Consider the following 21935-nt stretch of genomic DNA (forward strand, 5'->3'; position numbering starts at 1 on the left):
AATCCGCGTTCCCCTCATGAAGAGAAGAACAAGAAAGCTATAAGTGCGATTATTTCGCAGTCGCTTTTTTCGCGGCAGCAGTCACTTCGTCAGTTGCTTTTTTCGCAACGGAGGACAGCTCTTCAGTTGCTTTTTTTGCAGCTGCGGTCATGTCGTCGCCCATGTCTTTGCCAGCGGCAAGCATCAGCTCAACAGTTTCCATCTGAACTTTTTTCGCGATTTCAGCGAAAGCAGCCATATTCTCGGTTGCAAGCTCGGCCTGAGCGGAGGCAAACGCGGTCATTGCGTTTGTATAATCCGTTGGCTCGTCTTTCACTGCAGAGAATTCAGCAACTTTAGCAAGCGTTGCTTTGGTCCACTTGGAGGACAACTCGGTGGATTTCTCAGCAGCTTCAACAGCTACTTTGGACATTTTGTCACCAAGCGACGCTTGGGTTTTAAATGTCTCTTGAAGGGAAGACATATCTACGGGGAATGCACCCATCATGTCTTTCATAATCTTTGTCATGTCATCGGTCTTGGCCATTGGTATTACTCCTTGGTGGCTAACGTGAGCGCACGTCCAAGAAACTCTGGGCGCCGCCAATTTCTGCGTCTGCACACAATATGCATGCTGCAACGCAGAAAATCAAGACCTAATGCTGCAGCGCAGCAATTGCCCGCAAAGCATGGCATTTTCAATCTCTTAGGATGACTTAACGTAAGTACCCGGAGCGGGCGCGAGGATTTCATGACCCGAATCACCCTCAACGCGCGCGGGAATTTGCGCCCCCGAGCGCGCCTTCAGCCATGCTTCCCACCGTGGCCACCAACTGCCCTCATTGAATGTGGCCTTAGCCTTCCACTCTTGGGGAGGGAGCGTGATATCGTCGTTGGTGTAGTGGCCATACTTCTTTTTCGACGGCGGATTAACGATGCCAGCGACATGACCGGACTCCGACAGGATGAAGGTCTTGTCCTTGGACCCCATTTTGCGCACCCCGTTATAGGAGGCATCCCACGCGGCAATATGGTCGGTCTCACATCCGATTGCGCACATCGGCACAGTCACCTCCGACAGATGGACCGTCTCGCCGCAGATCTCGAACCCCGTTGTGGCCAACTCATCGCGCTGACACAGCCCACGCAAATACTGCACCGCCATCCGTCCCGGCAGGTTGGTGCTATCGCTATTCCAATAAAGCAGATCAAAGGCGGGGGGGGCCTCGCCCAACATATATGACCGGATCGCGGGTTTATAAATGAGGTCGTTGGAGCGCAGGTATGAGAAAGTCCGCGACATATACAGCGACTTCATAATGCCCGATCTGTTGACCTCCTCCTCAATCCCGTCGATGAAATCATCATCGAGGAACACCCCGACCTCGCCCTGATCCGAAAAGTCGGTGAGCGTGGTAAAGAAGGTTGCAGAGTTTACAGATTTGTCGCCGCGTTTTTTCAGCAACCCGAGTGCAATGGACAAGGTCGTGCCTGCGATACAGTAGCCGACAACATTGATCTTTTTCTGGTCCGTGATCGCCTTGACCTGTTCAATCGCGGTGAAATATCCCTCTTCGATATAGGTATCGAGCCCCACATCGGCGTAACTCTCATCGGGGTTCACCCATGAGACGACGAAGACAGTATAGCCCTGATCAACAACCCATTTAATCAAGGAATTCTGCTCTTTGAGGTCCAGAATGTAGAATTTGTTAATCCATGGAGGAAAGATCAAAAGCGGCGTGGCGTGGACCGTTTCGGTCGAGGGTGCATACTGAATCAGCTCAAACATGCGATTTCGAAACACCACCGAGCCTTTGCTTGTGCCGATGTTTTTCCCCACCTCAAAGGCAGATTTATCGGCAAGGTTGACGATCATCTCACCGTCATGGTCCTCAAGATCGCGCACGAGGTTTTCCAAGCCCCTGACAAGGCTCTCGCCTTCCGTCTCGACAGCACGCTCCAAAGCCTCGGGGTTGGTCGCGAGGAAGTTGGTCGGCGCCAGCATGTCGACGATCTGGCGGGTGAAATACTCCATCCGCTTGCGTTCGTGCTCCTCCATATCGAGCTCATCAACCGTCGTCTCAATCGCCTCTGCTGTGGTCAGGTATTGCTGTTTGAGAAAGTTGAAATAGGGGTTGGAGTCCCACAACGGGTTCGAAAACCGTCTATCTTTCGGGCTATCATCAGGCGGCGGGGTCAGGTCGCCCTTCACGAGGCGCTGTTGGGCCTCAACGTAATGTTTAAGCGTTTTGCCCCAGTAACCGATTTGATGATCCACAATTTTCGCGGGATTGTTGATCATCTCTGACAGGTATGCATTGGCCGCCTTCAGATACAAATCCTGACTTGGCCCCTGTAGGGCGGCGGGGATCGGCTTTTTACGTGCAAGGGCCGCCGTCAACCTTTTCGACAGGCTTTCGATCCTCTCAATGTTCTTATTGAGCTTGTCCAGATCGGCATGTTCGTCGCTGGTATCCACGGAATCATCTTGAGCCATTTTGCCGCCTCCCGTTTATTTTGCACTTGCAGCATTACATTTTGCTGTAAGAGTATGTAAGTAGGATAGCGACACAGTTGAACTCTGGAAAGCTGTTTGGCGCACAATAATTACCTTCGCGCAGTGACCTTATTAGGAGAGACCCATGCGTTTCATGGCAAGCTATGACTGGATGGAAACGGTTCGTAACACGAACCAATGGCTCGGCGCCTCGGCGCAGGCCCTTGGCTCCTACCCTGCGTTTGCCATCACCCCGAACCCCGCCCTTCAATGGTTGGCCGCGTGGGGCGAAGTCACGGAACGCTCGTTTGCACGGATGGTCACAAAGCCCGATTGGAATATCCAATCCGTTGTCGGAAAAGATGGGCGTGACCACCTTGTTGATGTCGTCACCAAAGTCTCCAAACCCTTTGGCAATCTGATCCATTTCAAAGTCGAAAGCCGCGAGGAAATGCCGCGCAAAGTGTTGCTCGTCGCCCCGATGTCAGGGCACTACGCAACCCTCTTGCGCTCCACCGTTGTCTCGCTATTGCCCGATTGCGAAGTCTATATCACCGACTGGCACAACGCGCGTGACATTCCCGTCTCGGAGGGCAAGTTCGACATTGAGGACTACACACTCTACCTCGTTGATTTCATGAAATATATGGGGCCGCAAACCCATGTTATTGCCGTGTGCCAACCCGCACCTCTGACCCTTGCTGCCACGGCCTATCTGGCCGAGGAAGATCCCACGGCACAGCCGCGATCCCTGACCTTGATCGGCGGGCCGATTGACCCTGACGCGACCCCCACCGACGTTACCGATTTTGGCAACCGCGTCACGATGGGACAACTCGAAGAGAGCATGATTCAACGTGTCGGTTTCAAATACAAAGGAGCGGGGCGCAAGGTCTATCCTGGCTTGCTGCAACTGTCGTCTTTCATCGCAATGAACAGCGAAAAACACACCCAAGCCTTTACTGATCAGATTAACCGCACGGCGCAGGGCAAAGCCTCTGAACACGACAAGCACAACAAGTTCTACGATGAATATCTCGCCGTTATGGACATGACTGCGGAGTTCTATCTGTCCACGGTTGAGCGGATTTTCAAAGGCCTCGAGATCGCCAAGAACGAATTCACTGTGGCTGGTCGCAAGGTGGATATTGGCAAGATTACGGATGTGGCCGTCAAAACGGTCGAAGGGGCAGAAGACGATATTTCCGCACCAGGTCAATGCGTTGCGGCACTCGACCTCTGCACCGGTCTACCTGACAGCATGAAGGCCGCACACCTTGAACCAGGCGCGGGTCACTACGGGATCTTCGCGGGCCGTAGCTGGCGCAACAACATTCGCCCTCTGGTTCTCGACTTTATCGACCAGAACTCAGGGCCACGCGTAATCGCAGGAAAAGACGCGCAGAAAAAGGCAGGATAGAACCCTAACCTTCTGCAATAAAACGACAACGGCGCCCTCCTTCGAGCGGCGCCGTTGGTGTTTGAGGATGATATTCAGGTCAAAACCAGAGGCGCAGGGGCCTGTAACCATGTCCTCAAAATCCGCGTGACGGTCTGCGGCGTCTCCAACATCGGCAAGTGCCCCGCCCCCTCAATGATCTCCAAATGCGCTCGCGGCATAAGTTGGGAAATGAAATCCTGACGTCGTGGAGGGCATACTGTGTCGTGTTCTCCGCCGACCACCAAGGCGGGGAGACGTGCCCGACGCAGGATGTTTTGCTGATCCGGACGGCGCTGCATCACACGAGACTGGTGCAAATAGGTCTCTATCCCTGCCTCAAGCGCCATGTCGATCCAGTAGTCGCGAATGGCGTTTCGATGCGGGCTTTCGGCCAAGGCACCGATTGGCAAATCTTCGAGCAGAACCTCACCCAATCGACCGGATTTTGCCCGCACCATACGCGGCTCGCGCGCTGCGGCTGCATTTGGGGGCTCTGATTGCGCATTGGCGCAGATCAGCGCGATACGTTCCACACGGTCAGGGGCGCGACGCAGAACTTCGGCAGCCACGGAAGCGCCCAAATCATGTCCAGCGACCGAGAAACGCGGGGGCGCATGGGCCAGCACATGCTCGGCCATGTCGGTAACGCTCTCGCCCTTTAACGGCGCAACCATCACGGCAAAGTCGCGGCTCAGGCCTGACACCTGATCCGCAAATATGCGCCCATCTGCCAAGAACCCAGGCAGAAAAACCAATGCGTCACTCATTTAGCCCACCTCTTTTGTTCAATATTCTGTTCGACCAGATCTCCCTGCCCATGTCCAATAACGTTCTCAAGAGGCCGCTCTCCAACGTGCGCATCACACCGAGGGAGCATCGCCCACCTGGTCCAACACATCCGAAATCGCATCCTCAATCATCTTCAAACAGGCGGCAGTCGAAAACGAATGATCAGCCCCTTTGACAAAATTCAACCGCACATCCTCACCGTCGATGTGATCAAACAAACGCAAGGCCGTCTCGCGCGTGACGGATGAATCCTCCGTCCCTTGCATCAACCGCACGGGAAACGGCAGTGAAAGCGGCTCGCGCAAGACAAGCTGCGTTCGGCCATCTTCAATGAGCCGTTTGGTGATCGGATAATCGCTGTCATAGCCCGAGGGCAGATAGACCACGCCGTCACGCGCCAAAGTCTCCCGCTGCTCCGCATCAAACCCCGCCCAGAACCCGTCTTGGGTAAAATCCGGTGCGGCGGCGATGCCCACCAGTCCTGCGATCTGTTCGGGAATCCGCTTGGACAGAAGCAGCGCAATCCACCCGCCCATCGACGAGCCGACAAGGATTTGCGGACCTAGGGTTAGCGCCTCAATCGCCGCGCGCGCATCCTCGGCCCAGTCACCAATGGACCCGTCCTCGAACTGCCCTGCGCTTTCACCGTGACCGGAATAATCAAACCGCAAGAACGGACGCCCTTGGGCACGGGACCAGTGTTCAAGTGCGACGGCCTTTGTCCCTGCCATATCGGACATGAACCCGCCCAGAAACACGATGCCAAGGCCCTCCCCCTCGACGCGGTTGTAGGCGATGCGACGCCCCGTTGGCGCATCGAGAAATTCGGTCATCTTCAGCTCCGTTCTTATTCACCAAAAGAGGTAACGCGCCGTCCGCGTCATTGCAAATATACAGCTCTCCTCGGAGCATGAAAAAGAACCTATCCGCTCACCCCGCTTGTTTTTCAGGCCATTCCGAACAGGATTAGCCGTGGCAACTCGCCGCTTGTCCGCGTGCCTTTTCACATTGACTTCCCACCCTGTCCTAAAGCACATAGTGCGCGAACCAATACCCGCAACCGGGCGTTCCGTGGGCGCCAAACTGACGAGGAGGACCATTGATGTCCCTAGTCTCTCTTACTTTCCCCGATGGCAATTCACGCGACTATGAGGCAGGCATCACCGCCGCCGAGGTCGCCGCATCCATCTCGACATCTCTTGGTAAAAAAGCAATCTCTGCTACCGTGAACGGTGCGCATTGGGATTTGCAGTGGCCCATTGAGGCCGATGCCTCCATCGCCATCCACACCATGCAGGACGACGAACAAGCGCTTGAGCTGATCCGTCACGATCTCGCGCATATCATGGCGCGCGCGGTGCAGGAGCTTTGGCCCGATGTCAAAGTGACCATCGGCCCCGTCATCAAGGACGGCTGGTATTACGACTTCGACCGCGAGGAGCCGTTTACCCCCGAAGATCTCGGCGAGATTGAAGCCAAGATGAAAGAGATAATCAACGCCCGCGATCCCGTACGCACCGAAGTATGGAGCCGCGAAGAGGCCATCGCCCACTATGAGAAATCGGGGGAACCCTATAAAGTCGAGTTGGTGGGCATGATCCCCGACGACGGGCAACCGATCCGCATGTATTGGCACGGCGACTGGCAAGACCTGTGCCGCGGACCGCACCTGCAAAACACGGGCCAAGTGCCCAACAACAGCTTCAAATTGATGTCTGTGGCGGGCGCATACTGGCGCGGCAATAGCGACAACGCGATGCTGCAACGGATTTATGGCGTGGCGTTCAAAGACCCCAAGGCGCTCAAAGCCCACCTGACCATGTTGGAAGAAGCCGCCAAACGCGATCACCGCAAACTGGGCCGCGAGATGGACCTGTTCCACATGCAAGAAGAGGCCCCGGGTCAGATTTTCTGGCATCCGAACGGTTGGCGCATTTACACCACCTTGCAAGACTACATGCGCCGCCAACAGGAACGCGGCGGCTATGTCGAAGTGAACACACCGCAGGTCGTGGACCGCAAACTCTGGGAAGCCTCAGGCCACTGGGACAAATATCAAGAAAACATGTTCATCGTTGAGGTTGACGAGGAACATGCGCGCGAAAAAACGATCAACGCACTCAAACCCATGAACTGCCCCTGCCACGTGCAAGTGTTCAACCAAGGCCTCAAATCCTACCGCGACCTGCCGCTACGCATGGCCGAATTTGGCTCGTGCAACCGTTACGAGCCTTCGGGCGCGCTGCACGGCATCATGCGTGTGCGCGGGTTTACCCAAGATGACGCGCATATCTTCTGCGCCAATGAGGATATCGAGGCCGAGACGAAAAAGTTCATCGACTTTCTTGCCGCGATCTACGCCGATCTGGGCTTTACCGATTGGACCATCAAACTGTCCACGCGCCCCGAAAAGCGCATCGGCAGTGATGAAAGCTGGGATCAAGCCGAAAAAGCACTCGGCGAAGCCTGCATCGCTGCGGGATACGAGTTCGAAGTTCTGGAAGGCGAAGGCGCATTCTACGGTCCGAAACTGGAGTTCACCCTCACCGACGCCATTGGTCGCGACTGGCAATGTGGGACGCTTCAGGTTGACCCCAACCTGCCCGAGCGTCTTGACGCCAGCTACATCGGTGCGGATGGCGACAAACACCGCCCCGTGATGCTGCACCGTGCGGTCCTCGGCTCATTTGAACGGTTCATCGGTATCTTGATCGAAAACCACGCAGGCAAACTGCCCTTCTGGCTTGCCCCTCGTCAGGTTGTTGTCGCCTCGATTATCTCGGACGCCGACGATTATGTGCATGAGGTCGTAGCAGCACTCAAGGCGGTAGGCGTGCGTGCCGAGGCCGATATCCGCAACGAGAAGATCAACTACAAGGTCCGCGAGCACTCCTTGGGTAAAGTCCCTGTTATTTTGGCCGTGGGTGGTCGCGAGGTCGAGGAGAAAACTGTTTCAGTTCGCCGTCTTGGCGAGAAACAAACCTCGGTTGTGACCCTCGACGAGATCGTGCGCACATTGAAACAAGAGGCCTTGGCCCCTGATTTGAAACAATAGACCAAACCTCTGAAACAAAACCGAAAAACGCCTCCCAAACAGGGAGGCGTTTTACATTTACACCCCTTCAACTCACGTTTTCGTTTGTTTCAATCCCTGACAGGGTCGTGCGCACACAGGCTCGTGAGTGGCTTGTGATCACCCTTTACGGTCAAGGTGTCCTCACCGCCACAACGGCGGAAGAAACGCATGATCTTTCGGGAGACACACATGAAACATACCAAAACACTCGCCCTCGCCGCAGCAGCCGCAGCAGCCCTTTCCGCCCACGCCACCACTGCATCCGCTCAAGAGCAGGAAAAATGCTTTGGCGTATCCTTGGCTGGCGAAAACGATTGCGCCGCTGGTCCAGGCACAACCTGTGCAGGTACATCCAAGGTGGATTACCAAGGCAACGCATGGACACTCGTCCCCGCCGGCACCTGCGCCGAAATCGAGATCCCCGCAGCAATGGACGGCACCGAGCGCATGGGCTCCCTCGAAGCGCTTGACCGCGACTTGCCAATGTAAGGCGACAAATCGGGGCGGCATTCGCGTGCCGTCCCGACCACGCATACGGGAAAACAGGATGCACGACATGTTGCACAAAACCGCCAATACCCTGCCCAATACCGTGGGTGTCGGATATAAACCTCAGCACTTTTCGAACATTTTGGAGAATGCCGAACCCGTCGAATGGTTGGAAATCCATGCCGAAAACTACATGGGCGCAGGTGGACGACCACTGGCGCAACTGCGTGCGTTATCGGAGCATTTTCCCCTGTCCGTCCACGGCGTCGGCTTGTCGATTGGCGGCGAAGGACAGCTTGACCCTGATCACCTCGCCCGCCTCAAACATCTGATGTCTTGGCTCAACCCTGCGTCGTTTTCTGAACATCTCGCATGGTCGACCCACGACATTCACGGCGCAGGCGCTTATTTCAACGACCTGCTGCCGTTGCCCTATACCGACGCCACGCTGTCCCACGTCTGCGATCACGTGGACGAAGTCCAAGACACGCTCGGGCGCAGGATGCTGCTCGAAAATCCATCCTCCTATCTGGCCTTTGAAGAAAGCACGTGGGACGAGGTTGCCTTCCTGACCGAAGTGACACGGCGCACAGGATGTGGGCTGTTGCTCGACGTCAACAACGTCTTTGTCTCCGCCACCAATATGCAGCTTGACCCACGCGCTTATATTGATGCGTTCAACCATGATGCCGTCGGAGAAATCCACCTTGGCGGCCATGACGAGGATGAGGACGACCACGGTGCGCCACTTTTGATCGATAGCCACGGTCGCGAAGTGGCCGACCCCGTCTGGGCACTTTATGCGCATACCATTTCCGTCGGCGGCCCGAAACCGAGCCTCATCGAGTGGGACAATGACGTGCCCGCATGGGACGTGCTTGCGGCCGAAGCGGCCCGCGCCGACGCGCTGCTCACACAGGTGCCCGCATGACAAACAGCGCATTCATCGCCGCTGCCCTCGATCCGACGGCCCCCGTACCAAACGGCATTGTCGGCGCGGATGGCCATCCCACCACCAAACGGTTTAACGTCTACCGCAACAACATCGTAGTGGGATTGAAAGACGCTTTGGCCACAGGATTTCCCGCCGTCAAATCGCTCGTTGGAGATGCCTTTTTCGACGCGATGGCGGGCGAATGCGTGCGCCAATCACCCCCCACCTCCCCGCTCATGACGGAGTTCGGCGCCGCCTTTCCCGCCTTCATCGCTACCTTCCCTCCCGCAGCCAGCCTGCCCTATCTGGCGGATGTGGCCCGCCTCGAATGGGCGATGCGTCAGGCCTATCACGCCGCTGATGCCGCCCCTGTCGCCGCCGATCGCCTCACCGATCCAGAAGCCTTCTTCGCCCGCGTCACCCTCGCCCCCGCGGTTCAAATGGTGCGCTCGGCCTATCCTATTTGTGATATCCGTGAGGCTGCTTTTGGTGGCCCTGCCCCAAAAGGCGGCGCACAAGATGCGCTCATCACGCGGCCCGAATTTGATCCTATAGTTACACCCTTTCCAAGCGGAACTGCCGCAGTCATTGATGCGCTGCACGCGGGCGAGACATTAGGCGCGGCGATAGAGCATGCACCACAATCCCTTGATCTTACTTCTTTTATCGGCGCACTCCTGTCGGGCGGCGCAATCACCCATTTGGAGGACATAGCTTGACTGACATCTTTGATCGCATCACCTTGGCTTCAACACGCTTTTTGCCGCTTCTCGCCCGCCTCACCTTTGCCGCCGTTTTGCTGCGCTATTTCTGGGGCTCGGCCCTGACCAAACTCGACGGGCTGTTCACTCCCTCGCTTGGCGCTTACGCCCAAATTTTTCCACGCCAAATGGAGGCCGCAGGCTATGACGTGAGCCAGTTCGGGGCGTTTCATTGGCTTGTCGTCATGGGCGGCACCTACGCGGAGTTCATCCTACCCGCCCTTATCGTCGTCGGCCTGTTCACACGGCTCGCAGCCCTAGGCATGATCGGTTTTACTGTCGTGCAGTCCCTCACCGACATCATAGGGCACAAGGCAGATGCGGTCACGGTCGGCGCTTGGTTCGACCGTGCCTCTGATGCGCTCATCATGGATCAACGCACGTTTTGGGTGTTTGTCTTTATCACCTTGGTCGGCATGGGCGGAGGGATGTTCTCGCTGGATTCCGCCCTTAAATCGCGCCTGACGCGCAAAGGCTATGCGCCCGAAAGTGCCGTCTGAACGTCTTTGCCCCACCCGAGATACAGCGTCCCGTCGACATCAATCACGGGGCGTTTCATCAAGGTCGGATGCGACGCCAAGAGATCAAGCGGCGCCTGCGCACGCTCGCTCTCTGATAGCCCGCGCCATGTGGTCGAGCGCGTATTCAAGAGCGCCGCGCCGAAAGTCTCATAGAACTGCGCCAGCTGCGCGGGGGATAGCGGGTCGGCGCGGATGTCATGCAACGGTGCGCCAAGCGCCTTCACCGCTTTGCGGCAGGTGTCACAGGTTTTAATGCCATAAATCACTGTCATATCATTCTCGCCTTTGGTCATTGTTGCGCCTAGTTTGCGCGATTGGCTCCGAAATGGCACCCCGAAAGCCCCCAACCAATTCCACTTGTAATTTCAGGTTTCTCGCCCCAAGCTGGAAGCTGTTTTATGATCCCTGTCTCAGGGAAGGATGCCCGATGCCCCGACTGCTCTGCTTTGGCGACAGCAATACCTACGGCACACAGCCATTGCCCGCGTTTGACGCAGGTCTACCGCGTATCGAGCGGCGGTGGCCCGTGGTTTGCGCCGATGCTTTAGAGTGGGAGCTGACCGAAGAGGGCCTGCCCGGGCGCACCACAGCACGTCCTTGCCCCATCATGGGGCCGCATATGGACGGACGTATCGGGCTATTCATTGCGCTCGAAAGCCACGGGCCGATTGATGCGCTTGCCATCATGCTTGGCACCAATGATTTCAAAGCACATTTTGAGGCGAGTGCAGAGCAGATCGCTGAGGATGTCGGCTTTTTGCTCGATATTGCCTTATCGGAGGATATGCAGTCGAAGCACGGCGGGTTCGAGCCGTTTCTCATTGCGCCACCTGCACCGTTTGAGACGGGTGTTTTCATCGACGAATTTGAAGGGGCGAAATCGAAAGCCCGTAACCTCGCTGCGCTCTACGCCGCCGAGGCCGAAAAACGCGATGTCGGGTTCTTTGACGCAGGCACCATGATTTCATGCTCGGACGTGGACGGCATCCATTTCGACGCCGCTGCTCATGAGACCCTCGGACGCGCTGTGGCGGATTTTATATCATCGGAGATTGAGCGGGGCTGATTAGCCGTGAATGGCGCGCGTTATGATCACGCCCGCCACAGCCGCCAATCCCGTGACCACAGCGCCCCAAGCCACGTCGACGATGACCATCTCGGCCGACCACCGCTCCAACACGGCGTAGGATGTGAACTCAAAGGTTCCGTAGGCCAAGGCGCCCAACAACGCCCCTTTTGCGGCCACGGCGAACAATGATCCGCCCGCCAAGGCTGGAACCGAGACGAAGACCAAAACACCCGCGATGTAAAAGAGATAGAAGACAGCCGCAGGAAGAATACGGAACTCATCGAGCAGCCAGTCGCCAATGTGGCGTTCAAACACGGGACGCATGACGTTTTTCAGGAATACGGCATCCGCACCGAGAAAAACAAGGGCTGTCGATAGGTAGAGGGTCAAAAGCTGTAACACACGCGTCTCCTTTAATAAGACTACGCGCGTGACACAGGTTTGGATCACATCAGGCGCTGAATTAGCTACCGTCCATAGAGTCCGGCGATTTTCCCATAGGGATACGCTCAGGCACGTAACCGGGGGATTTGGGATCTGTGGACTGCGCGTAGCTCCGTGTCACGGCACGATGGCGCACAACGGGGGCTTCGGAATAGCCCGTCGCATTTGGCTCACCGCAACACACAACGCCGTTGTAGCGGATCGGCTGAAGCCCTGCAGGGCAGTAGTTGTCGACGTTTTGCTCATAGGCAAACTGTGTCACGCCGCGCTGTGCGGGCTGATAATCAGCGGCGAAAACGGGGCTTGCGAAGGCCACCAAAACTGCCGCGGCAAGTGCGGATTTAACCATATTGAAAACTCCTGAACAGACCGCCAAATGTGTCTTTGCGCAAGGTTAACCCACGAGGGCTTGTGTGGTCAAACAGACATTCCACAAGGACTTGGATTGTTACGAATTTGAGAACAATACCGATTATCTCTGCCAATTGGACACACGGATGCGCTCAACTACCTCACAGCGCGGCGCACTTGCGCCACCACCCTCACCCGCGACGTCCGCCAATGCGATCCGGTCCGAGACGCGCCATTCGCTCTCGTCAAAGGACGGAAACCACGTATCGGCCCCCTCGACGGCAAGGTCCACTTCGGTGATCAACAGGCGATCCGCCAGAGGCAACATCGCCTTGTAAATCCCTGCGCCGCCCATACCATAAATCCGCGCCCGCCCCTGCGTTCGCGCCAATGCCACGGCCTCTTCAATCGTTGAGACAACGTGGTCATGCTCGACGCCTTGGGACGACACCACGATATTGAGGCGGTTTTTCAACGGCTTTGCAACGACAGGCAAACTGTCCCACGTGTTGCGCCCCATGATGACGGCCCCGCCCAAGGTCTCTCGCATGAAAAAACGCAAATCGGCGGGCAGATGCCACGGAATATCGTTTCCCTTGCCAATAGCCCCGTTGCGATCACGGGCGACGATGAGCGAAATCATGTCTGATGCTCCTTATACAGCCACGGGGGCTTTGATCGCGGGATCGGGATCATAGTCCACGATCTCGAAGTCATCGAAGGTAAAATCGAACAGGCTTTTCACATCGGGATTGAGACGGATCTGCGGTAGCGCCTTTGGCGTGCGTGAGAGTTGCAGGTTCACCTGATCCAAGTGATTGGAATAGATGTGTGCGTCGCCAATGGAGTGGATGAAATTCCCCGCCTCATACCCAGTCACCTGCGCCAGCATTTTGAGCAGGAGCGCATAGGAAGCGATATTGAACGGCACCCCGAGGAACATATCGGCAGAACGTTGATAGAGCTGCAGATGCAGTTTCCCGCCCAGGATTTTCACCTGCCAGAGCGTATGACACGGCGGTAGCGCCATATTGGGCACATCGGCGGGATTCCATGCCGACACAATCAAACGGCGGCTGTCGGGCGTGGCCTTGATCGCCTCAATCAGGTTCGCCACTTGGTCAATCGTGCCGCGCTCACCTCCGGGCCATTTGCGCCACTGACGCCCGTAGACAGGACCAAGATCACCATTTTCATCGGCCCACTCATCCCAGATCGTGACCTTATTGTCTTTGAGATACTTGATGTTGGTGTCGCCCGCGATAAACCACAACAGCTCATGGATAATGGCGCGCAGATAGAGTTTTTTGGTTGTGACAAGCGGGAAGCCCTCGGCCAAGGGATAACGTGCCTGCATCCCGAAATATGAAATCGTGCCCGTGCCCGTGCGATCAGACGTCTCGACGCCGTGGTCAAGAATGGTGCGCAGTTGGTCGAGGTATTGTTTCATGGCGTCGCCCTTTGTCAGTCCCTAAAATCGCGCACATGCGAGGATTTCGGTGTCGAATCAAACCCTACTATATCGGGACTGCACCTGCCTGATAGGGGAGAACAGGCCACAGACAAAAATTGATTACCCGACACAGACCGCTTTTTCGCGCCTCTCCCCGAAGCATCAGTTGACATGGGGATGACACTTTGGGACTCCTACACAATAAAAATTTTCGTGATATAGAATGCAAAAGTGTTTGCGCTACGAGGTCCAAATGAGCACGTCGAAAATCGCCCTCCTCTCTGCCCTGTTGGCAGGTTTAACCGCCTGTGGCAGTCCCAATAGATCAGTAGGACCGAACGCGACGCCAGACACACCGACGACGATATCGGCAATCAGCGACCTGCGCGGAACGCCAAACAATGAGCTCAGCGCCAAAAACCCTATCGTGCGCCTGCACGCGGCACAGGACGACCCGGCGTCGGACTACTTTCTCAATGACGACAGCGTGACCGTGCACGACAATGGCAACACGCTGACCATCGAGGGCATGCCTTTTGACGGCGACGGCAGCTATGTGCGGCTGACCTCGGCAGGCAACCCGACGGGCGTGGCGGGGCAAAACGGTCAGTTCTACCTCTATGAGAACGCCGAGTCGACGCAAACCGACCCCGTCGGCGGCAGCACGATTGACCAATTTTACTATATCGCTCTCCACCAGTCGAAAGACGTAGGTGATGACAGCGTCTATGTCACCATAGTGGGAAGCAACCAGTCTTCCAACCTTATCCCTTTGGAAGGGTTCGTCTACGGGCGGACGGGCGGCGTTGTCATGGCCACCGCCAATCAGGGAAAATGGACGGGTGATTACGCCGCCGTGCGCACTTACGGCGACGACATGCCCGATTATGTTTCGGGCCTCATGGAACTCGAGATCGACTTCGATGAACTCAATAGCGCGGGGGCGATCCGCTATGTGATTTCCGACCGTCAGGTGTTCGATACAGATGGCAATCTGATTGATACTCTCGATTCGATTAGAGTGTTTGCGGAAAACGGCGCACTCGATGCACAGGGCGAGTTTCAGGCCACGGCTGCCGGCGCTACGATCCAAGGCATGTTGGCGGGCGACGATGCTGAAGTCGCGGTCGGCACTGTGATTATGGGGAACGAGACGGGCGGATTTATCCTCGACCGCAATCCCTGATGCCTGCACCACGCCGCATTCTCCATGGGATCGGGCTTGCGCTTTGCCTTATGGGGGCGCCTTTGGCGGCCTCCGCGCAATCCGCACCCGCGCCGCTGGAACTGACCCAGTCGCAACTCCTCGACCTCGCCGCGCGTGAACTGGCTGCGGGGCGGGCACAGGTGGCGCTTGATCTCGCTGAGGGGCTGCTTACCACTCGCCCCAATGTCTATGACGCCCACCTGATCCGCACCGATGCTTTGCGCCAGTTGGGCCGCACCGACGAGGTTCTGCCCAGTGCGCGGGCGGCATGGCGCGAGGCCACATCGGACGCCGAACGCACCCGCATCGCACGGCTGGCGGCACATGAAGCCTATCGCAACGGTCGGAACTTCCAGTCGAAATTCTGGCTGCGCCGCGCGATGAATACTGCCGAAAGCCCGCTGGCGAAGCAGAATATCATTCGCAATTTCAATCAGGTGCGCCAAGCCGATCCGTGGCGCACGCAACTGTCTTTCAACGTCGCGCCCTCCTCGAACGTCAATAACGGCGCGCAAGGGTCGCGCTATGCCGTCGATGGCATCACCCTGCCCTTCGACCTCTCGGTCAGCCCGACCTCACAGGCGCTTTCGGGCTATCGCGCCTCGCTCTCGGGCAGCGCCAGCTACACATGGGACGGGGACGCGGGCACCGATTATTCGCTCGGCATCAAACACAGCAGCACCCGCATCGTTCTTTCGTCAGAGGCCAAGGCCAGCGCGCCCAGCGCGAAGGGATCGGACTACGACACCGACACCGTGGAGCTTGCCTTCGGAGGCAGCACAACGCTCAACTCGGACCACGGCCTGACGTGGAGCCTCGGCGCGGGGCGGATCTATTCGGCCCACGCGCCTTATGCCGACACCGTGAGCCTCACGCTCACCGATCACCACAAGCTCAAGAGCGGTGCCGCCTTCCGCCATGGTCTGACCGCGCGCTACGAGCGCCCCACGGAGGCCACCCGCGCGCCCGCACGCAGCCTTCAATACAGTGTCGAACACGCGAAACGGGCGCGTGACATCGGCGTTTTCCGCAATGCGGCTTATGTCGAGCGAGTGTTTTCCAACGACCCGTCAAAAGCGCGTGACAGCCTCGGCCTGTCCACGTCGCTTGAGCTGATGGAGCCCGTTTTGGGCACGAAGGCGAGCTTTGCGCTCGGCGCGGAGATGAGCCACTACGAGGTCTATCCCTTCCTCGTTGCCACTGACAGGACCGACAAATCGCTCTATCTTTCGGCGCGCTTTACGCTGATCGAGCATTCCTTCTACGGTTTCGCGCCCGAGGTGCGGATCGACTTTGGCAAGACGTGGTCGAACGTCTCACGCTTCGACACGCGCACATCCTCCATCGGTCTCGGCATTAAATCCGCATTCTGACCCTTTCCTTTGAAGCTCGCGCGTTTGTGCAAATGGCCCACGCAGCGACAGGCATGGTCATCGCGGAAAACAGCGCTAAGATCACCGCAACCACATACAAACAGGAGGATGCCCATGCGCTACTTACACACGATGGTCCGCGTGAAGGATCTCGAAAAATCAATGGCCTTTTTTGAATTGCTCGGTCTGAAAGAAACCAAGCGACACGACAGCGAAGAGGGCCGGTTCTCGTTGATATTTATGGCTCCTGAGGGACAGGAAGAATGCCCTGTCGAGCTGACTTACAACTGGGACGGCGACGACGGGCTGCCCTCTGACGGTCGTCATTTCGGACATCTCGCCTATGAGGTGGACGATATTTATGCGCTGTGTCAGACTCTTATGGACAACGGCGTGACGATCAACCGCCCTCCGCGCGATGGCCATATGGCGTTTGTCCGTTCGCCCGACAATATCTCCATCGAGCTTTTGCAAAAGGGTGAGAATCTGCCCGCGCAAGAACCTTGGGCGTCGATGGAAAACACCGGTCATTGGTAAACGGACGACCTGTAAGATGATCCGTTTGTCGCCCCTCGCCCGCCTTGGCTCCGCGCTCTTGGTCGCTGCGGGGCTCTTGGCGACGGCCGAACGGGCGGCAGCGGACACCTGCCGGCAGGCTTTGGCCCTTGGGCTTGATGTGTCCGGCTCGGTTGGCGCCGAGGAGTGGCAGCTACAGATCGAAGGGCTTGCGCAGGCTTTGGACGATCCGAGCGTGCGCAAAGCCTTTTTCGCGCTTGAAGGAGCACCCGTCCATTTGATGGTTTTTGAATGGGCGGGCGACAGTGCGCCGCGTGATTTGGTGACGTGGCGGGCCATCACCACGCCCCGTGATCTCGAAGACGTCACAACACAGTTACGCGCCCAGACCCGCATCCCGCATGCGCTTGGCACCGCAATGGGACAAGCAATGCTTTACGGCGCACAAAAACTCTCCGAAGTCGAGAATTGTTGGAGTTATACCCTCGATATTTCCGCCGATGGTCCGTCCAATGTCGGCCCGCGCCCGCAAGATGTGCGTGAGATGCCTGCATTGGGCCAGATCACCGTCAACGGCTTGGCTGTCGCTCGCACTGTGTCACAGGCTGATCCTGATGCGGCAGCACGCGATTTGGCGCAGCTACACCGGTATTTTCATGGCGCAGTCATTCACGGGTTCGGGGCCTTTGTCGAACAGGCCACTTCCTATTCCGACTACCCGAATGCGATGCGCCGCAAGCTCCTCAAGGAGTTGGAAACACTTGCGATCGGGCAGTTGGATAACAGGCCAGACCACGCTCACGCACCACGTTCACAGACCTCGCAGGCAAACACGACAAAGGCAGGCGAAATGCCTGCCTTTCGTTGATCCGCGATCACTTCCCGCAATCGCGGGGCACATCTTTGGATCTTAGTAGATATAGCGGATCTGGTCGGCCCAGTATCGTTCGACACGGCGCAGCGCGGTGTTGATTTCCTCGACACCCTCGGAGCTAATCACCTTGCGCCCCTGAAGGCCCTCGGCGTGGCGCGCAAAGAGCGCCGCAACAGTATTGCGCACATGGCGGCCCTTCTCCGTCAGCTTGACCCGCACAGAGCGTCGATCAATCTCACAACGCTGATGGTGCATATAGCCCATGTCCACGAGTTTTTTGAGGTTATAGGACACGTTCGAGCCCTGATAATACCCGCGCGATTTCAATTCCCCTGCGGTCACTTCGTTCTCGCCAACGTTAAACAAAAGCAGAGCTTGGACCGCATTGATTTCCAACACCCCGACACGTTCGAACTCGTCCTTGATCACATCAAGTAGAAGTCGGTGTAGTCGTTCCACGAGGGACAGGGCCTCGAGGTATTGGGACATAAATGCCGTATCTGCTGGATTCTCTATCATAGGATGGACGCTCATCTGTCACTCCACAAAGCAATTCAGATGCCAATTTGCGCCCAATTTCCCAAGATAACGTTAAGTGGCGAAAAGTTTTTTTAGTTCGCGCGTTTAGCGGCCTTACTTTAACCACAACTTTGGATCGGCAAAGGCCACGATTTTTGCCAGCATATCTTTGAACTCTTCAGGCGTTTCGACCTGATAAGTCACCCATGCGAGCAAATCCTGATCATTCTCGTCCATCAATCGCTCGAAGGCATCCAGCTCTTCCGCATTCATATCGGCCAGATGCGCATCGGCATAGCCCCCGATCAACAGGTCCATTTCCTTGATCCCGCGGCGCCATGCGCGGATTTTGATCCGTTTCAGGCGATGCTCGTGTGTCTCGGTCATGGTGGCTCTCCCGTTTGTGTGCGCACTTTTTGCACCCCTCACGCTCTCTTCGCAAGGCACGTCTTGGCGAAGGCGTCACATTGTGTCACTCAAGGGACGACCCCTTTGACGATGGAGCCTCATATGCCCTTTCTCTCCGACACACTCGCTCGTGTAAAACCTTCGCCCACAATCGCCGTGACCACCAAAGCGCAAGAGCTGAAAGCCGCAGGGCGTGATGTCATTGGCCTCGGTGCGGGAGAACCGGACTTCGACACCCCTGCCCATATCAAGGCCGCAGGCATTCGCGCCATCGAAGAGGGTAAAACCAAATACACCGCTGTCGATGGCATCCCCGAGTTGAAACAGGCGATTTGCGCAAAATTCAAACGCGACAACGGACTCGACTACACACCTGATCAAGTCAGCGTCTCGTCTGGCGGCAAACAGGTGTTGTTCAACGCGCTGATGGCCACACTCAATGAGGGCGACGAAGTGGTAATCCCTGCGCCCTATTGGGTCTCCTACCCCGACATGGTCTTGCTTGCAGGCGGAGTGCCTGTCCCTGTCGCGGCCACGCTTGAAAACAACTTCAAACTGACGCCGGAACAGTTGGACGCCGCAATTACACCAAAGACCAAATGGCTTATTTTCAATTCCCCCTCTAACCCTACAGGCGCGGGCTATTCACGCGATGAGCTGAAGGGGCTGACGGATGTGTTGCTGCGCCACCCGCATGTCTGGGTGATGACGGACGATATGTATGAACACCTCGCCTTTGACGGGTTCGAGTTTTGCACCCCCGCCCAAATTGAGCCGCGTCTGTATGACCGCACCCTGACCGTCAACGGTGTGTCCAAAGCCTACGCGATGACGGGCTGGAGGATCGGCTATGCGGCGGGGCCTGTCGAATTGATCGGCGCCATGCGCAAGATCCAGTCGCAATCCACCTCGAACCCCTGCTCGATCTCGCAATATGCCGCCCTTGAGGCACTCAACGGCCCGCATGACTTCATTGCGAAAAACAACGAGGTCTTTGTGCGCCGCCGCAACTTGGTGGTGGAGATGCTCAACGCCTGCGACGGCATCACCTGTCCGATGCCAGAAGGCGCCTTTTATGTCTATCCCGACATCTCGGGCTGTATCGGGAAAACCTCTAAAGGCGGAACAAAGATCGAAACCGATGAGGATTTCTGCACTGCTCTGCTTGAGGAACACGGTGTTGCGGTGGTGTTCGGCGCTGCATTTGGCCTATCGCCCAACTTCCGTGTCTCCTACGCGACCTCGGACGCCGCCCTCACCGCGGCCTGCACACGCATTCAAGCCTTCTGTGCCGATCTCACCTAATCGAAGCGTGCGGGCGCTTGCATTGCCGCCCGCGCACCCCCTATTGTGCGCCCGCGTAACTATCTGAAAGCCGATCCCATATGAGTTCTGATCTTCCCGACTATTATTTTCGTGTACGTGAGAACGGGGCCTTTGTGTTCCGTGTAGACACAGAGAACCGCCAACGGCGGATCGAGATGGATCAGATCGCCGTTGTGAATATGAAGAATGGCGAGGTCAAACCACACGGGCAGCGCGACTTGACGGACGAGGACATCAGCGCGATCCACGCATGGATGGAAGAACGGGCGGTGGTTTTGGCCGAGCGCGCCATCGACGACATCCACCGCACAATCGACCATCTCAATCTGACTGCGCATTGGGCACAAACCCGCGCAACGGACGAGCAACTGGAACTTGTGACCGACTCGCTGTTGCTGACGATGCACGACCTACGCACGATATTGGTCCGCAAAAAGGCCGACCGCCTCATGGCAAAGGACTAAACGCGGCTGCGGCGCGGGCCTATGCTTCGTTGATGCGCGATTTATTCATCCAAAAGCGCCATGCCATCAGAGCCCAAGCACAACTCAAGCCCGTCAGCAAACCGACCCAGATGCCATTGCCGCCCCAGTCCAAGACGAAGCCACAGACATAGGCGACAGGCAATCCAACACCCCAGTAAGAGAACGACGCAAGCCACATCGGCACGGTGGTGTCTTGCACCCCGCGCAACAGCGACAGGGCCGTTACCTGACCACCGTCCGAGAATTGGAACAACGCGGCGAACACCATGAAGCCCGCTCCCGTTGCCATAACCAGATCACGCTGAGGTTCACTCGGCGCAATGAAGAATCCGATCAAAATCTCGGAGGCAGACAAGAACACTGTGAGTGTCAACGCAGCCATGACCAAGGACAACACTGTGACCACAACTGCCCCACGGCGCAGCCCCGCCTCATCGCGGCGCCCGTAAGCGTTGCCCGCACGGATGGTGCCCGCTTGCGAAAGACCGATCTGGATCATGAAGGCAACCGCAGAGAGTTGCAGCGCCACACCGTGCGCGGCCAGAGCCACCGTGCTAATCCACCCCATCATAATCGCAGCAGCATTGAACAGACCGACCTCGGCAAGCGAAGTCAGGCCAATCGGCACACCCATTTTGGCGACAGTACGGAACATGTCCCAATCGGGTTTGGTCAGATTGCGGAACAACTCGTTTTCGGGGGTCGCCTTATTCGCGTAGATCACCAGCGCCACGACGGTGAGCGTCGACACGATGAGCGAAGCCAACGCAGATCCGATCACGCCCATCTCGGGCAGACCAAAATTACCAAAGATAAAGAGCCAGTTCAGACCCGCGTTCGCAATGACGGCGACGATGGTGAACATCAACACCACGCGCGTGCGCTCAAGAGCGGAGAAATAGGACCGCAAAACCATCGCGATCAACGCGGGCAACATCTCGATCCCCGCCACTGTGAGATAGGATTGACCGAGGGCGGCAATCTCTGGTTCTTGGCCCAAAGCGATCAACACCCGCTCGGAAAAACCGAACAAAGGATAAACGAGAACGGCAGCCATTGCCGAAAGCCACATGGCCATCCGCGTCGCACGGCGCACAACCGTAGTATCGCCTGCCCCCGCCGCATTGGCGACGAGCGGCATAACGGCAAAGGCAAAACCTGCGAGCAGAATAAAGGTGATAAACCAGTAGCCTGACGCCAAGACCAGAGCGGCCAGCTCGTCAAGACCGAACCACCCCATCATAATGACATCAGTCATGTGAAGCGAAAACTGCGCCAACTGGCTCCCCGCCAAGGGCAAAGCCAGTGCAATCACCGCGCGAGCGTGTGCTGAATATGATTTTTGTTCGTGCATCAGAGCGCTATACGCGCAAACACCCTTTACCGACCAGTCAAAAAATACTCACATCGCGATCAACAA

At 57.0% G+C, this 21935-nt stretch carries 25 protein-coding genes; 13 read left to right on the plus strand and 12 right to left on the minus strand.

Annotated features, from left to right (window positions below; all coding sequences use genetic code 11):
* Positions 1 to 49 precede the first annotated feature (49 nt).
* Both ACN0TS_RS10415 and phaC read right to left on the minus strand, forming a co-directional pair.
* Positions 50 to 526 carry a phasin family protein gene (locus ACN0TS_RS10415; RefSeq protein ID WP_417259291.1) on the minus strand — a complete coding sequence of 159 codons (477 nt, stop codon included), beginning with the start codon at positions 524 to 526 and terminating at the stop codon, positions 50 to 52.
* 159 nt (positions 527 to 685) lie between these two features.
* A complete protein-coding gene (phaC, locus tag ACN0TS_RS10420) occupies positions 686 to 2479 on the minus strand; it encodes a class I poly(R)-hydroxyalkanoic acid synthase (protein ID WP_417259292.1) in 1794 nt (597 codons plus the stop codon).
* Between the two features lie 145 nt (positions 2480 to 2624).
* Here phaC and phaZ point away from each other — a divergent pair, with 145 nt between their 5' ends.
* The gene (gene phaZ / locus ACN0TS_RS10425) at positions 2625 to 3899 is read left to right on the plus strand and encodes a polyhydroxyalkanoate depolymerase (protein ID WP_417259293.1); all 1275 of its coding nucleotides are present in this window, start codon (positions 2625 to 2627) and stop codon (positions 3897 to 3899) included.
* A 74-nt stretch (positions 3900 to 3973) separates the two neighbouring features.
* Here the strand turns inward: phaZ and ACN0TS_RS10430 are convergent, their stop codons facing one another.
* Both ACN0TS_RS10430 and ACN0TS_RS10435 read right to left on the minus strand, forming a co-directional pair.
* A complete protein-coding gene (locus tag ACN0TS_RS10430; RefSeq protein WP_417259294.1) occupies positions 3974 to 4687 on the minus strand; it encodes an alpha/beta fold hydrolase in 714 nt (237 codons plus the stop codon).
* Positions 4688 to 4780: 93 nt separating this feature from the next.
* Positions 4781 to 5542 (minus strand): alpha/beta fold hydrolase, encoded by a 762-nt coding sequence (locus ACN0TS_RS10435; protein WP_417259295.1) that lies wholly within the window; start codon positions 5540 to 5542, stop codon positions 4781 to 4783.
* Positions 5543 to 5811: 269 nt separating this feature from the next.
* Here ACN0TS_RS10435 and thrS point away from each other — a divergent pair, with 269 nt between their 5' ends.
* From thrS to ACN0TS_RS10460, 5 genes are all read left to right on the plus strand, one after another.
* The gene (gene thrS, locus ACN0TS_RS10440; RefSeq protein ID WP_417259296.1) at positions 5812 to 7764 is read left to right on the plus strand and encodes a threonine--tRNA ligase; all 1953 of its coding nucleotides are present in this window, start codon (positions 5812 to 5814) and stop codon (positions 7762 to 7764) included.
* Between the two features lie 210 nt (positions 7765 to 7974).
* Entirely contained in the window at positions 7975 to 8274 is a 300-nt protein-coding gene (locus ACN0TS_RS10445; RefSeq protein WP_417259297.1) for a DUF2282 domain-containing protein, read from the plus strand.
* Positions 8275 to 8341: 67 nt separating this feature from the next.
* Entirely contained in the window at positions 8342 to 9205 is an 864-nt protein-coding gene (locus tag ACN0TS_RS10450) for a DUF692 domain-containing protein (RefSeq protein ID WP_417259298.1), read from the plus strand.
* Positions 9202 to 9927 (plus strand): DNA-binding domain-containing protein, encoded by a 726-nt coding sequence (locus ACN0TS_RS10455; protein ID WP_417259299.1) that lies wholly within the window; start codon positions 9202 to 9204, stop codon positions 9925 to 9927. Before ACN0TS_RS10450 ends, ACN0TS_RS10455 begins: the two co-directional genes overlap by 4 nt.
* Positions 9924 to 10469, plus strand: a complete 546-nt coding sequence (locus tag ACN0TS_RS10460; RefSeq protein WP_417259300.1) for a DoxX family protein — start codon at positions 9924 to 9926, stop codon at positions 10467 to 10469. The genes ACN0TS_RS10455 and ACN0TS_RS10460 overlap by 4 nt, the downstream gene beginning before the upstream one ends.
* Here ACN0TS_RS10460 and ACN0TS_RS10465 read toward each other — a convergent pair.
* Positions 10445 to 10762: an arsenate reductase family protein gene (locus tag ACN0TS_RS10465; RefSeq protein WP_417259301.1), complete on the minus strand. Its 318-nt coding sequence runs from the start codon at positions 10760 to 10762 to the stop codon at positions 10445 to 10447. The two genes, ACN0TS_RS10460 and ACN0TS_RS10465, sit on opposite strands and share 25 nt — an antisense overlap.
* A gap of 155 nt (positions 10763 to 10917) precedes the next feature.
* Between ACN0TS_RS10465 and ACN0TS_RS10470 the strand changes: the two genes are divergently transcribed.
* Entirely contained in the window at positions 10918 to 11556 is a 639-nt protein-coding gene (locus tag ACN0TS_RS10470) for a GDSL-type esterase/lipase family protein (protein ID WP_417259302.1), read from the plus strand.
* Here the strand turns inward: ACN0TS_RS10470 and ACN0TS_RS10475 are convergent, their stop codons facing one another.
* From ACN0TS_RS10475 to ACN0TS_RS10490, 4 genes are all read right to left on the minus strand, one after another.
* Complete coding sequence (locus tag ACN0TS_RS10475; protein ID WP_417259303.1) at positions 11557 to 11961, minus strand: DUF2177 family protein; 405 nt, start codon at positions 11959 to 11961, stop codon at positions 11557 to 11559.
* 61 nt (positions 11962 to 12022) lie between these two features.
* Positions 12023 to 12352, minus strand: coding sequence for a hypothetical protein (locus ACN0TS_RS10480; protein ID WP_417259304.1), 330 nt, complete (start codon positions 12350 to 12352; stop codon positions 12023 to 12025).
* A 123-nt stretch (positions 12353 to 12475) separates the two neighbouring features.
* A complete protein-coding gene (locus tag ACN0TS_RS10485) occupies positions 12476 to 12997 on the minus strand; it encodes a dihydrofolate reductase (RefSeq protein ID WP_417259305.1) in 522 nt (173 codons plus the stop codon).
* Between the two features lie 12 nt (positions 12998 to 13009).
* Positions 13010 to 13804, minus strand: coding sequence for a thymidylate synthase (locus tag ACN0TS_RS10490; protein ID WP_417259306.1), 795 nt, complete (start codon positions 13802 to 13804; stop codon positions 13010 to 13012).
* A gap of 256 nt (positions 13805 to 14060) precedes the next feature.
* On the opposite strand from ACN0TS_RS10490, the gene ACN0TS_RS10495 reads away from it, so the two are divergent.
* From ACN0TS_RS10495 to ACN0TS_RS10510, 4 genes are all read left to right on the plus strand, one after another.
* Positions 14061 to 14993, plus strand: a complete 933-nt coding sequence (locus ACN0TS_RS10495; RefSeq protein ID WP_417259307.1) for a hypothetical protein — start codon at positions 14061 to 14063, stop codon at positions 14991 to 14993.
* The gene (locus tag ACN0TS_RS10500; protein WP_417259308.1) at positions 14993 to 16387 is read left to right on the plus strand and encodes a hypothetical protein; all 1395 of its coding nucleotides are present in this window, start codon (positions 14993 to 14995) and stop codon (positions 16385 to 16387) included. The genes ACN0TS_RS10495 and ACN0TS_RS10500 overlap by 1 nt, the downstream gene beginning before the upstream one ends.
* 108 nt (positions 16388 to 16495) lie before the next feature.
* Positions 16496 to 16924 carry a VOC family protein gene (locus ACN0TS_RS10505; RefSeq protein WP_417259309.1) on the plus strand — a complete coding sequence of 143 codons (429 nt, stop codon included), beginning with the start codon at positions 16496 to 16498 and terminating at the stop codon, positions 16922 to 16924.
* A 16-nt stretch (positions 16925 to 16940) separates the two neighbouring features.
* The gene (locus tag ACN0TS_RS10510) at positions 16941 to 17771 is read left to right on the plus strand and encodes a DUF1194 domain-containing protein (RefSeq protein ID WP_417259310.1); all 831 of its coding nucleotides are present in this window, start codon (positions 16941 to 16943) and stop codon (positions 17769 to 17771) included.
* A gap of 42 nt (positions 17772 to 17813) precedes the next feature.
* On the opposite strand, the gene ACN0TS_RS10515 is transcribed toward ACN0TS_RS10510, so the two are convergent.
* Together ACN0TS_RS10515 and ACN0TS_RS10520 are read right to left on the minus strand one after the other, a co-directional pair.
* On the minus strand, positions 17814 to 18311 hold the full coding sequence (locus ACN0TS_RS10515; RefSeq protein WP_417259311.1) for a MarR family winged helix-turn-helix transcriptional regulator: 498 nt from the start codon (positions 18309 to 18311) through the stop codon (positions 17814 to 17816).
* Positions 18312 to 18410: 99 nt separating this feature from the next.
* Complete coding sequence (locus ACN0TS_RS10520) at positions 18411 to 18683, minus strand: succinate dehydrogenase assembly factor 2 (protein ID WP_417259312.1); 273 nt, start codon at positions 18681 to 18683, stop codon at positions 18411 to 18413.
* A gap of 123 nt (positions 18684 to 18806) precedes the next feature.
* On the opposite strand from ACN0TS_RS10520, the gene ACN0TS_RS10525 reads away from it, so the two are divergent.
* Both ACN0TS_RS10525 and ACN0TS_RS10530 read left to right on the plus strand, forming a co-directional pair.
* Complete coding sequence (locus ACN0TS_RS10525; protein ID WP_417259313.1) at positions 18807 to 20009, plus strand: pyridoxal phosphate-dependent aminotransferase; 1203 nt, start codon at positions 18807 to 18809, stop codon at positions 20007 to 20009.
* A gap of 80 nt (positions 20010 to 20089) precedes the next feature.
* Complete coding sequence (locus tag ACN0TS_RS10530; RefSeq protein ID WP_417259314.1) at positions 20090 to 20494, plus strand: hypothetical protein; 405 nt, start codon at positions 20090 to 20092, stop codon at positions 20492 to 20494.
* A gap of 19 nt (positions 20495 to 20513) precedes the next feature.
* Here the strand turns inward: ACN0TS_RS10530 and ACN0TS_RS10535 are convergent, their stop codons facing one another.
* The gene (locus ACN0TS_RS10535; RefSeq protein WP_417259315.1) at positions 20514 to 21869 is read right to left on the minus strand and encodes an MATE family efflux transporter; all 1356 of its coding nucleotides are present in this window, start codon (positions 21867 to 21869) and stop codon (positions 20514 to 20516) included.
* Between the last annotated feature and the right edge of the window lie 66 nt (positions 21870 to 21935).

The sequence above is a fragment of the Celeribacter sp. genome, from assembly GCF_048266405.1.
Lineage (GTDB): Bacteria > Pseudomonadota > Alphaproteobacteria > Rhodobacterales > Rhodobacteraceae > Celeribacter.